Raw genomic sequence first — 14,372 nt, 5'->3', positions numbered from 1 at the left:
CCCACAGGTTGAATTGCGAATACCGTCAACTGTGGGAGCTGGCTTGCCTGCGATAGCGATCTAAGCCTCGCTGGTATCCTTGATCAAATGCGCCGCCAACGTCCGCAAAGGCCCCAACTGCCGACAGATCAACGCCAGTTGCGTCTGCACCAACCGCTGCCCTTCATCGATCTCATCCGGCATCTGCTCAAGGTCCACCGCCAGGGCCTCTTCCGCATCACTCTGAATCGCAATGGGCTGCTTGTTCGCAAGCCCGGTGGCGATTTCATCAATACTCGCCGCCAGCGAATTACCGGCGCCGCCAATCAAATGCTCGCGCACTTCGGCCGGCAATTGGGTTTCCCGGTGTGCGCCCAAGCCAGACAAATAACTCAGCAAGGTGTGGGACAACACCAGGAACCGGAAGCCCACATCGGCTTCCTTCCGGAAATGCCCCGGCTCCATCAGCATGTTGGCCAGGGTGGTCGACAGCGCGGCATCCGCGTTGTGCGCGTTACGCCGGGCCAGGCGATAGGCCAGGTCGTCGCTCTTGCCGGCGGCGTATTGCTGCATGATTTGCCGCAGGTAGATGCTGTTGCACGTCAGGGTATTGGCCAGCACCTTGTTCAGGCGGCGGCCCTGCCAGTCCGGCAGGAACAGGAACACCGCCAGGCCGGCAATCAGGCTGCCCAGCAAGGTATCGAACAGCCGTGGCAGGAACAGCCCGTAGCCATCACCCACCTGGTTGAAGCAGAACAGCACCATCAAGGTGATCGCCGCCGTGGCCAGGGTGTAGCGGGTGGTACGGTTGATAAAGAACACCAGGCCGGCGGCGATGGCGAACAGCGATTGCACCAGCGGGCTTGGGAACAGGTCGAACAGCGCCCAGGCCACGGTCAGGCCGATGGCGGTGCCAACTATCCGCTGGCCAAGCTTGCGCCGGGTGGCGCCGTAGTTGGGCTGGCACACGAACAGGGTGGTGAGGATGATCCAGTAGCCCTGGGACGGGTGGATCAAATGCACCATGCCGTAGCCGATACTCAGCGCCAGCGGCAGGCGCAACGCATGGCGGAACAGCAGCGATGTTGGCGTGAGCTGGGTGCGCAGGCGCGTCCACATTTCCTTGAGGTTGCGCGGTGCACGGTCGAGCAGGCTGCTGTCGGTGGCATCGGCCAGGGAATCGGGGTTGCTCGCATCGCCCAGCAGGCGGTCGAGGGTGGACAGGTTGGCGGCCAGGGCACGCAAGGAACGCAGCAGCCCACGCCAGGCCGGGTTGCTCTGGATGCGCAGGTGTTCCAGGGAGGCGTTCAGGTCGCCCAGGGCCTCGGCAAAACTGTCGTCATAGATGAACGGCTGGCGCAGTTGGATCGACTCGGCCAGGGTCTGGCAGGCTTTACCTTGCTGGCGCAACAGGCGCTGGCAGCGGAACAGCACATCGCTGTGGAAGAAGGCTTCGGCCAGGGCGTTGTAGGGGTAGTGGGACGAGCTGGCGCGCTCATGGATGTCCTGGGCCAGGAAGTACAGCTTCAGGTAGCGGCTGACCTTCGAGCCTGGGCGACCATTGCCCACGCGGTGCAGGATGATTTCCTTCGCCGCATTAAGCGCCGCGACCACGCGGCCGTTTTGTTGGGCCAGTTCCAGGCGGCGTGCTTCCACGTCCAACTGGCGGATCGGCTCGAACAACGACGACTTGAGCTTGAGGTAACGCCCCAGCTCGCGGAACAACCGCGCCAGGCTCTGTTGCACCGGCTGGTTGGAAAACAGTGCCTGCCACAACACCGACAGCACGCCGTACCAGGCGGCGCCGGCCACCAGCAGCAAGGGCTCGTGCCAGAAGTCGGTTACCGCGCCGCCGCGCTGGTCCACGCCGATCATGGTGTACACCGACAGGATCAGCGTCGCCGAGGCAATTGCGCCATAGCGTTCGCCCAAGGCGCCCAGCATGGTCAGGCAGAAACTGGCCAGGGCCAGGGCGATCGCGAAGATCCAGGGGTAGGGGAACAGCAGCTCCACCGACAGCGCGGCGATGCTGAAACACACCAGCGTCACCGCCAGGGCGTTGAGGCGGCCTTGCCAGCTGTCATCGGTCTCGGCCAGGGCGCTGGCGATAATCCCCAGGAACAGCGGGATCAGCAGTGTCATTTCATCCTGATACCAGCACAGCGCCATGCTGCCGGTGAGGGCGATGAATACCCGAACGCTGTAACTGAATTTATCCAGCGCCCACAGGCGCCGCATGGACTGCTTGAACGAGGTCGATGACATGAAGTCTGGAGTCTTCCGGGACGATGCCGCTAAATTGAGCCAGTAATGACGCCACGGCAAGCGCGGCGATCACATCTGACAGCAAATTTTTCTCGGTCACCCCAAAACCAATGTGGGAGCTGGCTTGCCTGCGATAGCAGTGGTGAATTCACTACAGCCATCGCAGGCAAGCCAGCTCCCACAGGGGATAGCATTTCAAGGTTAAGCCGTGTCAGGCGTACTGCGCCGCCGCATAGCCCGAAGCCCAGGCCCACTGGAAGTTGAAACCACCCAGGTGACCGGTCACATCCAGCACTTCCCCAATAAAGTACAGGCCCGGGCTTTTCAGCGATTCCATGGTCTTGGACGACACTTCCCGCGTGTCCACGCCGCCTAGCGTGACTTCCGCGGTGCGATAACCCTCGGTGCCCGCAGGCACCAACTGCCAGCTGCCGAGTTTTTGCGCGATGTCGGCGATTTCGGCGTGGGTGTACTGCTTCATCGGCTTGGAGGCGAACCAGGTTTCGGCCAGCAGGTTGGCCATCTTCTTGGTGAAGATCTCGCCCAGCAGGGTTTTCAGTTCGCTGTTCGGACGCTCGACCTGTTGCTGTTGCAGCCAGGCGTGGGCGTCGTGGTCGGGCAGCAGGTTGATCTCGACCGTATCGCCGCTTTCCCAATACGAGGAAATCTGCAAAATCGCCGGCCCACTCAGGCCACGGTGAGTAAACAGGATGTTCTCGCGAAAGCTCTGATCGTTGCAGCTCACCAGGCAATCCACCGAAGTGCCAGACAGCTCGCCACACAACTCCTTGAGCTGGTCGGTGATGGTAAATGGCACCAACCCGGCGCGGGTCGGCAGCAGTTCATGGCCGAACTGCTTGGCCACCTGGTAGCCGAAGCCGGTGGCGCCGAGTGTCGGAATCGACAGGCCGCCGGTGGCGATCACCAGGGATTCGCAGCGCAGTTCGCCCAAGGTGGTCTGCAACTGATAGCCGCCGCCGACCTTGGCGATTTCCTGGATCGAGGTGTCCAGGTGCAGGTTCACGCCGACTTGGATGCACTCGTCCAGCAACATGCCGAGGATGTCACTGGACTTGTTGTCGCAGAACAGCTGGCCGAGCTTCTTCTCGTGGTACGGCACGCCGTGCTTGGCCACCAGCCCGATGAAGTCCCACTGGGTATAGCGGGCCAGGGCGGATTTGCAGAAGTGCGCGTTCTGGGACAGGAAGTTGGCCGGCTCGGTGTACATATTGGTGAAGTTGCAGCGGCCACCACCGGACATCAGGATCTTCTTGCCGGCCTTGTTCGCATGGTCGATCAACATCACCTTGCGCCCACGCCCGGCAGCGGTCAGCGCGCACATCAAGCCTGCGGCGCCGGCGCCAATGATCACAACTTCGGTCGAGCGCAAAGCAATGTCCTCACAAAAACTTAATATGAAATGCAATCAAATGTGGGAGCAGGCTTGTGTGGGAGCTGGCTTGCCTGCGATAGCATCACCTCGGTGTACCTGACATACCGAAGTGATGCTATCGCGGGCAAGCCCGGCTCCCACACAAGCCTGCTCCCACATTGATTCGGTTCCCACAGTAAATATGTGGGGTTCTTACAAGATGCGAACGCGCAACGAACGGCCCTTGATCTTGCCGTCATTCAAGCGCTGCAACGCTTGCTTGGCGATTCCGCGTTCCACCGCCACGAAGGCCTGGAAATCAAAGATCGCGATCTTGCCCACCTGGGCACCCGGAATCCCGGCTTCACCGGTCAGCGCGCCGAGGATGTCACCCGGGCGAACCTTGTCTTTACGGCCAGCCGCGATGCACAGGGTGCTCATCTGTGGCAGCAACGGGCCACCGCTTTGCGGCTTGAGGTTGTCCAGTTGGTCCCAGTTCAGCGGGGTTTTCTGCAACTGCTCGATGGCTTGGGCACGGTGCGCTTCGGACGGCGCCACCAGGCTGATGGCGATGCCGGTCTCACCGGCGCGGCCCGTACGGCCCACGCGGTGGATGTGGATTTCCGAGTCGCGGGCCAGTTCGACGTTGATCACCATGTCCAGCGAGTCGATGTCCAAACCGCGTGCAGCAACGTCGGTGGCCACCAGTACCGAGGTACTGCGGTTGGCGAACATCGCCAGCACCTGGTCACGGTCGCGCTGTTCCAGGTCGCCGTGCAGGCCAACGGCGGAAATGCCCTTGGCCGTCAGGTGATCCACGGTTTCCTGCACTTGCTGCTTGGTAAAGCAGAACGCCACGCAGGAGGCCGGACGGAAGTGCGCCAGCACCTTGGTCACTGCGTCCATACGCTCTTCCGGCGAGATCTCGTAGAAACGCTGCTCGATCTGGTCGTCGGAGTGGAACGCTTCGGCCTTCACCTGTTGCGGCGCGCGCATGAATTTGGAGGCCAACTGCTTGATGCTCACCGGGTAGGTGGCCGAGAACAGCAGGGTCTGGCGGCGCGGCGGGGTCTTGCTGATGATGTCTTCGATGGCGTCGTAGAAACCCATGTCGAGCATGCGGTCGGCTTCGTCGAGGATCAGCGTGTTCAATCCGTCCAGTACCAGCGAGCCCTTGCGCAGGTGCTGCTGGATGCGGCCCGGGGTGCCGACGATGACGTGGGCGCCGTGCTCCAGGGAGGCGATTTGCGGGCCGAGGGACACGCCGCCGCACAAGGTCAGTACCTTGATGTTGTCTTCGGCACGGGCCAGGCGACGGATTTCCTTGGCGACCTGGTCGGCCAACTCACGGGTCGGGCACATCACCAGGGCCTGGCAGCCGAAGTAGCGCGGGTTGATCGGGTTCAACAGGCCGATGCCGAAGGCGGCGGTCTTGCCGCTGCCGGTCTTGGCCTGGGCGATCAGGTCCAGCCCCTTGAGGATCACCGGCAAGCTTTGCGCCTGGATCTGCGTCATCTCGACATAACCCAGCGAGTCGAGGTTAGCCAGCATGGCGGCGGACAGGGGCAAAGTATTAAAAGCGGTGGCGATGGTAGTCACGGGACTGGCTCTGCAAAACAAAATGTTGCGCAGTGTACCAGTCTCGAAGGATTTTCCCTGCAAGTTCTAGACGAGACGCCCGCTAGTGCTCGATATCATGCTCGCGGCTGACCACCCGTTTGCCGTCGGTGGGCGACAATTGCAGGAAGATCGCCGCCGCCAGCATCGCCATGATGCCGACGGTGAGGAAGGTCAATTGGAAGGCGCCGAGCACGCTTTCCACGCCATCGTTCCCGGCTTCGGCAGTAAAGCCGCCGAGCAGCGCACCGGCGCAGGCCACCCCGAGGCTCAGGGACAATTGCGCCACCACCGACAGCAAACTGTTGCCGCTGCTGGCCTGGGCGTCGTCCAGGTCGATCAGGGTAACGGTGTTCATCGCGGTGAATTGCAGGGAGTTGATCGCCCCCAGGATCGCCAGCATGCACAGCAGCAGCGGGTAGGGCGTGTGTTCGCTGACCAGGCCCATGCTGGCCAGCATGATGCCGAGGAACAAGGTGTTGCCGGTCAGCACGACGCGGTAACCGAGGCGCTCGATCAGGGTGCGGGCGATGGACTTGGCAAACATCGCCGCTGCCGCCAGGGGCAGCATGCTCATGCCGGCTTCCGACGGTGAGTAGCCCAGCGCCACCTGCAACAGCAACGGCACCAGGAACGGCAGGGCGCCGCTGCCCAGCCGCGCGAACAGGTTGCCGAGGATGCCCACGGCAAAGGTGCGGGTCTTGAACAGCACCGGCGAGAACAGCGGGTTATCGATATGCCCGGCCCGCAACCAATAGGCCGCCAGGCACGCCAGCCCGCCGAACAGCAGCAACATCACTCGCAGGTGCGGCAGGTGCAGTTCGCCCAGGCCTTCCATGGCGATGGTGATCAGCACCATCGCCGCGCCGAACAGCAGGAAGCCCACGCTATCAAAACGCGTGCGTTCGCTGCCGCGCAGGTCAGGGATCAGTTTCCACACGGCGTAGCAACCGACCATGCCCACCGGCAGGTTGATCAGGAAGATCCAGTGCCAGGTCAGGTATTGCACCATCCAGCCGCCCATGGTCGGGCCGAGCAACGGGCCGAGCAGGCCGGGGATGGTGATGAAGCCCATGATCCTCACCAGCTCGGAGCGGGGGTAAGCGCGCAGCACCACCAGCCTGCCGACGGGCAGCATCAAGGCACCGCCCAAGCCCTGGATGACCCGCGCACCCACCAGCATGGTCAGGCTGCTGGACAGTGCGCACAGCAGCGAGCCAAGGGTGAACAGCATGATGGCGCCAAAGAAGATCTTCTTGGTGCCGAAACGGTCGGCGACCCAGCCTGAGGCCGGGATCAGCAAGGCGACGGTGAGCATGTAGGCGATCACCACCCCTTGCATGCGCAGCGGGTTTTCCGCGAGGTCCCGGGCCATGGCCGGCAGTGCCGTGTTGAGAATCGTCCCGTCCAGCGACTGCATGAAGAAGGCAATCGCGACCACCCAGGGTAGCCAGCGGGCGGTCTTGGCATCGAGCGGGACGCGATTCGGCATGGAAAACCCTTTTGTTAGCAGGCTATGTGTCGGCGATTATGCGCCATCCGTCGCTCCTTTTCCCACTGGCGGTTCGTCTATATCTGACAGCGCGGCGTCCTTGCCCACCAAAAAATCCAACAGCGCACGGTGCACCGCCAAGGCGGCCTCGCGGGACTCCAGGTCGAGCAGATGGCCGGTGTGTTCGGCCACGGCAAAGCTGCTGCGCCCTACGTATTGCTTGAACAACTGCGCCTCGGCGGCCGGGGTGTATTCGTCCAGCGTGCCGTTGAGGAAATGCACCGGCGTTTCAATCTGCTTGAGGGCCGGCAGGTAGTTGCCATCGCCCAGCGCCAGCACTTGATGGATATGAAAGCGCGCCTGACGGTACTCCGTGGTGGCCATGGTCGACAGGTGGCGATGGTTGTTGCGCTTGAGCCTGGGTGACAGGTATTTGCCGACGGTCTCGTTGAGCAAATGGCCAACGGCCGACTTGTCATCGGCTTCGATCAGCACGCGCACGCGCTCCACGTAGTCGAGCATGGCCTGGTTGAGGTTGGGCGCCAGGGCCATCACCACCGAGCTTTCGATGGAGGGCGGGTTGTGGGCCAGGGTCAGCAATGTGGAGATGCCGCCCCAGGAGGCCGACACCAGGTGGTTGACCTCAAAGCGCTCCACCAGGGCGCGCAGCATTTGCACTTCGTCGTCCTTGGTCACCAGGTCGAGGTCGGTGTTGTATTCGCGCGAGTAGCCCGAGAAGGGCAGGTCGAACAGCAACACATTGAAGTGTTCCGCCAGGCATTTGCTGGTGCGCGCAAACGAGCGGGTGGTGGACAGCGCGCCGTTGACCATCAGCACGGTTTTCTTGTGTGGGTCGTTACCCAGTTGCTCTATGTGAACGTTGTAGTGCTTGAACAGCCTTTCAATGACAAAACTTCCATGGTTCATGTCAACGCTCCAGCTTGCCCTTTCCCGGGCAAGGTCGTGCATCACTTGGTCTCAAGTGGTTTAAGGGCGGCGGGGTTGGAATTATTGTTACCGCACGGACGTGGCTAGGTGCCACTAACCGTTATAACGGGGAATCTGGAGGGGAACAACAGGCCGAATGGCCAAAGTATGGAGAAGGGAAGCTTCGTCGCGTTGACGGTAATTCCCCTGTAGGAGCCGGCTTGCCGGCGATGGCGTCGTTAAGCGTGGTGCATGGCTTACGGGCCCAATCGCTGGCAAGCCAGCTCCTACACGGGAACGGGGTGTTACATGACGCACCCACCGTAGGAGCCGGCTTGCCGGCGATGGGTCCCTTGAATGTTGCGGTGTTCCAGAGGGCGCCATCGCCGGCACGGGGTGGGTTACAGGGTGAGGGTCAGGCGTTTGACCAGGGCGCCGGGCAATAGATTGGATGCGGTATTGCGCTGGCCGTAGGTGCTGGCCGACAACAGCAGTTCCCGATCGGCGGTCAGGGCTTCGAGTTGCGAGCCGAGCAGGCTGTACACGCTGTCATCAAAACGCATGGTGCTGACCGGCGCCTTGATCTCGCCGTCTTCCACCCAGAACGTGGCGAAGCGCGTCATGCCGGTCAGGCGGGCGGCGGGCAGGTCGGAGTAGTTCAGGTACCACAGGTTGCTGATGTACAACCCGGTGCCCAACTGCTTGAGGATATCGGCCTGGGCCAAGTCGCCTGCTGCCATCTGCAAGGCGCTGGGGGATTCATCGCTGCTGGCGCCGTTGGTGCTCAAACCGTATTCCGCAGCACTGCGCGAATTGATCAACTGGCCTTCGGCCTTGCCCGCATTGATCAGCGTGACATCGCCGCGCGGGTAGCCCTCGGTGGAAAACCCCTGGCTCAGGGAACCGCTGATCTGTTCGCTCACCGTCACCAGCGGGCTCAGGGATTGCTCGCCGGCATACAGTTTTTGCAACGAGCTGCCTTTACTGGCGATGGCCTGGGCAGAAAAACCGCCCCAGGTGATGATGCTGATGATTTCTTCAATCGCCGCCGGGGCCAGGTAGGCGCGGTATTGCCCGGGTGCGAGGGTGTGCAGCGGTCGGCCAAGGAACTCAAGTTGCTCGCGGGCCTGCTGGAAGCGTTCGGCGAACTCAGCGCTGTCCCAGGTGTGCCCGGCGTAGCTGGCCTTTACCGCTTCGCCATTGGCGTGGAACAGGCTGAAATCAAAGTTGAAGCTATTGGCGCGATGCCAGCCGAATGCGCCGTCGGAGCTGGCGAAGCCACGGCTGATGGGGCCAGCGGCGTAGAACCCGACCAGGTCAACACCTTCAGCAGCCTGGCTGATTTCTTCCAACACCCGGGCCAGGTCAGGCAGCGGTCGCGTTTGTTCGTTGTTACTTTGCCAAGCGTTGTGGTTGAGCAGCAGGTACGGATCTTCTGGCAGCAGCGGCAGCGTTTCGCGCAGTTGCTGCAGGCCATCGGCGAGGCGCTGACGGTCCAGCTCCGGCTCGCCGGACAGGGTAATGCCCAAGTCGGCGTGGCGGCCGTCATTGATCAGCTTCAGGTTGAGGCTGGCCTGTTGCACCTGGCCCGCCTGGCGCACCTTGGCGTGGTTGAAGCGTACGTACTCGGACGCTTCATCGGCATAACCCAAGTGGAATTGTTCGTTGTCGGTGATGGCGTGCTTGAGCCATTCCACCAATGCCTTGAAGTTGTTCATCAGGCGTCTCCCCCAAATACGTCGACATCACTGAATACGCAGGCGGGCGAGGCATGGCCGACGCGGATCACCTGGTTGGGTTCGCCTTTGCCGCAGTTGGGCGTGCCCAATACCTTGAAGGTGCTGGCGTCGCCGACCGCGCTGAGGTTGCGCCAGAAGTGCGCGGAAATGGCGCGGTAGTTGGGGTTCTTCACCACACCTTTGAGCTCGCCGTTCTCGATCAGCTGGCCCCACTCGCAGCCGAACTGGAACTTGTTGCGCGCATCGTCGATGGACCACGAGCGGTTGGTCGACATCAGGATGCCGTTTTCCACACCGCCAATCAGTTGCGCAAGGCTCTGATCGCCGGCTTCGATATTCAGGTTGGCCATGCGGTCGATGGGCGCGCGGTTCCAACTGCTGGCGCGGCTGTTGGCCACGCCGCTCATGCCCGAACGGAATTGCGACAGCGCCCCGCCCAACGGCTTGAGCAGTAGCCCTTCGCGGATCAGGAACTGCTTGCTGGCGGCGGTGCCGTCGTCGTCATGGCCGTAGCTGGCGAGTTGTTCGGGGATGTCCGGGTCGAAGGTCACGTTGAGCAGTTTGGAGCCGTATTGCAGGTGGCCGAAATCGCTGGCCTTCACAAAGCTGGTGCCGGCGTAGTTGCGTTCATCACCGAGGATGCGATCCAGTTCCAGCGGGTGGCCGATGGACTCGTGGATCTGCAGGATCATCTGGTCGGGCATCAGCAACAGGTCACGCGGGCCGTTGGGCGTGTTGGGCGCGAGCAGCAATTGCAGGGCTTCGTCGGCGATGCGCGGCGCGGCACCCACCAGGCCGAAACGGCTGATCACATCAAAGCCGCCTTGTTGGCCGAAGTTGCTGCCGCCCAGGGTGCGCGTCTGGCTGTCGTTGCCATCGTAGGCGGTGACGTTGACGCCAGGGAACACAAAGCGCTGGGCCTGGCGCAGTTCGGCGCCGGCGTTATTGAGGTAGATCTGTTCGACGTGAGTCAGGCCGAGGCTGACTTCCCAGTTCACCAGGCGCTCATCCTTGGGCACGGCGGCCGATTCGCTGCCGAGCAATGCGTAGCAGTCGCTCAGGGAAGGGAAGGGCTGTTGAAGCTCGGGCGACAAGTAGTCGGCGACGTCGCTGGAGACGTGTTGTTCGCGCAGGTCGAGCAGGGCGTGGGGCTTGATCTGCCGGGCTTGCTGTTCGGCGCGTTCGAGGGCGGCTTGCAGGCCCGCGAGGGAAATATCGTTAGTGGCAGCGTAGGCTTCGACGCCGTTGATGCGCACGGTGAGCATCGCGCCTTCGTCGTGGTTCAGGTGGGGCGGCTCGGCGACGTTCTTGCGTACCGACAGGTATTGGCCGGATTCGCGCACGTAACGCAGCGAGAAGAATTCGGCGCGGGTGCGCAGGGCACTGAAGTGCTGCTTGAGTGTGGCGTGGTAATCGAACATGGGGCCTTCCTTGTGGGCGGCTCGGCGCGGGCAGGCAAACAGAGTAGGCCTGGGCTGGGAGCTGATCAAGGAAAGTGTAGGCGGGTGGTTTTTCGGCGTCTGGTCGGGCCTCATCGCGGGCAAGCCCGGCTCCCACAGGTGATCGAGTTGTTCAGACGAACTCGGTCGGTGTGGGAGCTGGCTTGCCTGCGATGGGAGCGCCGCGGTGTATCAGTTACTGCGCGATTTCACGCAGCGGCTTGCCACGCACCGGCGCATCGCCGGCCACGTAGTAGTCGGCGGTGCTGCGCGGCAGCGGCTGGCGGCCACGGATCTTGTCGGCGATTTTCTCGGCGATCATGATCGTTGGCGCGTTCAGGTTGCCGGTGGTGATGATCGGCATGATTGACGCATCCACCACACGCAGGCCCTGCATGCCATGCACGCGGCCCTCGCCATCCACCACCGCCATGTCGTCGGTGCCCATCTTGCACGAGCAGGACGGGTGGAACGCGGTTTCGGCGTGCTCGCGGATGAACTTGTCCAGCTGCTCATCGGTTTGCACGTCAATGCCCGGGCTGATTTCACGGCCGCGGTATTGATCCAGCGCCGGCTGTTGCATGATTTCACGGGTCAGGCGGATGCCGTCGCGGAATTCTTGCCAGTCCTGCTCGGTGGCCATGTAGTTGAAGAGGATGCTCGGGTAGTCCCGAGGGTTCTTCGACTTCAGTTGGATGCGGCCACGGCTTGGCGAACGCATGGAACCCATGTGCGCCTGGAAGCCGTGCTCTTGCACACCGTTGCTGCCGTTGTAGTTAATCGCCACCGGCAGGAAGTGGTACTGGATGTTCGGCCATTCGAATTCTTCACGGGTACGGATGAAACCGCCCGCTTCGAACTGGTTGCTGGCGCCGATGCCGGTGCCGTTGAACAGCCACTCGGCACCAATCGCCGGCTGGTTGTACCAGAGCAGCGACGGGTACAGCGACACCGGTTGGGTGCAAGCGTATTGCAGGTACAGCTCAAGGTGATCCTGCAGGTTTTCGCCGACGCCTGGCAGGTCGTGGACCACCGGGATGTCGAGGCTTTCCAGCAGCTTGGACGGGCCAACACCGGAGCGTTGCAGCAGTTGCGGCGAACCGATTGCACCGCTGCACACGATGACTTCCTTGCGTGCACGGGCTTCAACGCGCTCTTCGGCAGCGCCGATCAGGTAACGCACGCCAACGGCACGCTTGCCTTCAAACAGTACTTTGTCGCTGAGGGCGTGGGTGACGATGGTCAGCGTGGAGCGCTTCTTGGCGGTGTCCAGGTAACCGCGCGCGGTGCTGGCGCGACGGCCCTTCGGCGTGACGGTACGGTCCATCGGGCCGAAGCCTTCTTGCTGGTAGCCGTTCAAGTCTTCGGTACGCGGGTAACCGGCCTGTACGCCGGCTTCAACCATCGCGTGGAACAGCGGGTTGTTGCCGGCTTTTGGCGTGGTCACGCTGACCGGGCCGTCGCCGCCGTGCCAGTCGTTCGGGCCGATGTCGCGGGTTTCGGCCTTGCGGAAGTACGGCAGGCAGTCCAGGTAGGTCCAGTTTTCCAGGCCTGGCAGTTTCGCCCAGCCGTCGTAGTCCATCGCGTTGCCACGGATGTAGCACATGCCGTTGATCAGCGAAGAACCACCCAGGCCCTTGCCGCGACCGCATTCCATACGGCGGCCGTCCATGTGTGGCTCTGGATCGGTCTCGTAGGCCCAGTTGTAGCGGCGGCCTTGCAGCGGGAACGCCAGGGCGGCGGGCATTTGCGTGCGGAAGTCGAAACGGTAGTCGGGGCCACCGGCTTCCAGCAGCAGAACAGTGACGCCTTCGTCTTCGGTCAGACGGGTCGCCAGGGTGTTACCGGCGGAGCCGGCACCCACAATGATGTAATCGTATTCTTGGGACATTGGATGCACCCTCTTTTGAGATAGTCAGGTCGGGCCTCATCGCGGGCAAGCCCGGCTCCCACAGGGGAACGCATTCCAAATGTGGGAGCTGGCTTGCCTGCGATAGGGGCCTCACAGGCAACACAACACTCGGGGTATCAGAACACCGAGGCGTAATCGCCCAGCTCAACCTGTACCGATTTGATGCGGGTGAAGTTGTTCAGCGAGCTGATACCGTTCTCACGGCCAACACCCGACTGCTTGTAGCCACCGACCGGCATCTTCGCGTCGGACTCGCCCCAGGCGTTGATCCAGCAGATACCCGCTTCCAGCTGATGAATCACGCGGTGGGCGCGGTTCAAGTCCTTGGTCACCAGGCCAGCGGCCAGGCCGAAGTCGGTGTCGTTGGCGCGGCGGATCACTTCTTCTTCGGTTTCGTAGGTCAGGATCGCCATGACTGGGCCGAAGATTTCTTCACGCACGATGGTCATGTCGTCAGTGCAGTCGGTGAACACGGTCGGGGCCACGAAGGCGCCTTTGGCGAAGTCGCCGTCGGTCAGGCGATCGCCACCGCACAGCAGGCGGGCGCCTTGCTCTTTGCCCTTGGCGATGTAGCCCAGCACGCTTTCCATGTGTTGGAAGCTGACCAGCGGGCCGAAGTTGGTGTTTTCGTCTTCCGGGTTGCCGATGCGAATGCGCGCAACACGTTCAGCAATCTTGGCTTCAAACGCCGCTTGCAGGTGCTTGGGTACGAACACACGGGTGCCGTTGGTGCAGACCTGGCCGGAGCTGTAGAAGTTGGCCATCATCGCGGTGTCGGCGGCGCGGTCGAGGTCGGCGTCGTCGAAGATGATCAGCGGGGACTTGCCGCCCAGTTCCATGGTCACGTCTTTGAGCGAGGAGCTCGACGCGCTGGCCATGACTTTCTTGCCGGTGTCGGTGCCGCCGGTGAACGAGACTTTCTCGATGCGCGGGTGCTCGGTCAGCCAGGTGCCGACTTCACGGCCGCTGCCGGTCAGTACGTTGAACACGCCCGCCGGAACGCCGGCTTCGGTGTAGATCTCGGCCAGTTTCAGGGTGGTCAGCGAAGTGACTTCGCTTGGCTTGAAGATCATCGCGTTGCCGGCGGCCAGGGCCGGTGCGGATTTCCACAGGGCGATCTGGATCGGGTAGTTCCATGCGCCGATACCGGCGACCACGCCCAGCGGCTCGCGACGGGTGTAGACGAAGGAGGTGTCACGCAGCGGAATCTGCTCGCCTTCGATGGCGGGCACCAGGCCTGCGTAGTATTCCAGTACGTCGGCGCCGGTGACGATGTCGACGTACTTGGTTTCGGAGAAGGCTTTACCGGTGTCCAGGGTTTCCAGGGCGGCCAACTCGTCGTTGCGCTCGCGCAGGATGTCGACGGCACGGCGCAGGATGCGCGAACGCTCCATGGCGGTCATCGCGGCCCAGATTTTCTGGCCCTTTTCGGCGCTGACCACGGCACGTTCAACGTCTTCTTTCGTCGCGCGTTGCACTTGGGCGAGAACTTCACCGTTAGCCGGGTTGATGGCGTCGAAGGTGGCATCGCTGCCAGCGTCGCTGTAGCCGCCGTCAATGTAGAGTTTTTGCAGTTCGAAACGGGCCATAAAGTCCTCGCAAGTGCATAAGTGGTTGGCGTTAACCGCCG

9 protein-coding genes are annotated in these 14,372 nt (G+C 62.4%); all 9 read right to left on the bottom strand.

From position 1 onward, the window contains the following. Positions 1-60 precede the first annotated feature (60 nt). Positions 61-2,244: a YccS family putative transporter gene (gene yccS, locus HX792_RS14275; protein ID WP_176996703.1), complete on the bottom strand. Its 2,184-nt coding sequence runs from the start codon at positions 2,242-2,244 to the stop codon at positions 61-63. Positions 2,245-2,455: 211 nt separating this feature from the next. Further along, on the bottom strand, positions 2,456-3,634 hold the full coding sequence (locus tag HX792_RS14270) for an NAD(P)/FAD-dependent oxidoreductase (RefSeq protein WP_176996702.1): 1,179 nt from the start codon (positions 3,632-3,634) through the stop codon (positions 2,456-2,458). 195 nt (positions 3,635-3,829) lie between these two features. Then, positions 3,830-5,167: an ATP-dependent RNA helicase DbpA gene (dbpA, locus tag HX792_RS14265; protein ID WP_256349848.1), complete on the bottom strand. Its 1,338-nt coding sequence runs from the start codon at positions 5,165-5,167 to the stop codon at positions 3,830-3,832. A gap of 130 nt (positions 5,168-5,297) precedes the next feature. Then, the gene (mdtD, locus tag HX792_RS14260; RefSeq protein ID WP_176996700.1) at positions 5,298-6,725 is read right to left on the bottom strand and encodes a multidrug transporter subunit MdtD; all 1,428 of its coding nucleotides are present in this window, start codon (positions 6,723-6,725) and stop codon (positions 5,298-5,300) included. 36 nt (positions 6,726-6,761) lie between these two features. Continuing rightward, entirely contained in the window at positions 6,762-7,652 is an 891-nt protein-coding gene (locus tag HX792_RS14255; protein WP_176996699.1) for an alpha/beta fold hydrolase, read from the bottom strand. Positions 7,653-8,053: 401 nt separating this feature from the next. Next, positions 8,054-9,370: a TldD/PmbA family protein gene (locus HX792_RS14250; protein ID WP_176996698.1), complete on the bottom strand. Its 1,317-nt coding sequence runs from the start codon at positions 9,368-9,370 to the stop codon at positions 8,054-8,056. Next, positions 9,370-10,812, bottom strand: coding sequence for a TldD/PmbA family protein (locus HX792_RS14245; protein WP_176996697.1), 1,443 nt, complete (start codon positions 10,810-10,812; stop codon positions 9,370-9,372). Before HX792_RS14245 ends, HX792_RS14250 begins: the two co-directional genes overlap by 1 nt. Before the next feature lie 214 nt (positions 10,813-11,026). Then, entirely contained in the window at positions 11,027-12,721 is a 1,695-nt protein-coding gene (betA, locus tag HX792_RS14240; RefSeq protein ID WP_176996696.1) for a choline dehydrogenase, read from the bottom strand. 137 nt (positions 12,722-12,858) lie between these two features. Then, positions 12,859-14,331 carry a betaine-aldehyde dehydrogenase gene (gene betB, locus HX792_RS14235; RefSeq protein WP_176996695.1) on the bottom strand — a complete coding sequence of 491 codons (1,473 nt, stop codon included), beginning with the start codon at positions 14,329-14,331 and terminating at the stop codon, positions 12,859-12,861. Between the last annotated feature and the right edge of the window lie 41 nt (positions 14,332-14,372).

The sequence above is a fragment of the Pseudomonas sp. B6002 genome (assembly GCF_013385985.1).
GTDB lineage: Bacteria > Pseudomonadota > Gammaproteobacteria > Pseudomonadales > Pseudomonadaceae > Aquipseudomonas.
This window is presented reverse-complemented; position numbering and strand designations above follow the sequence as displayed.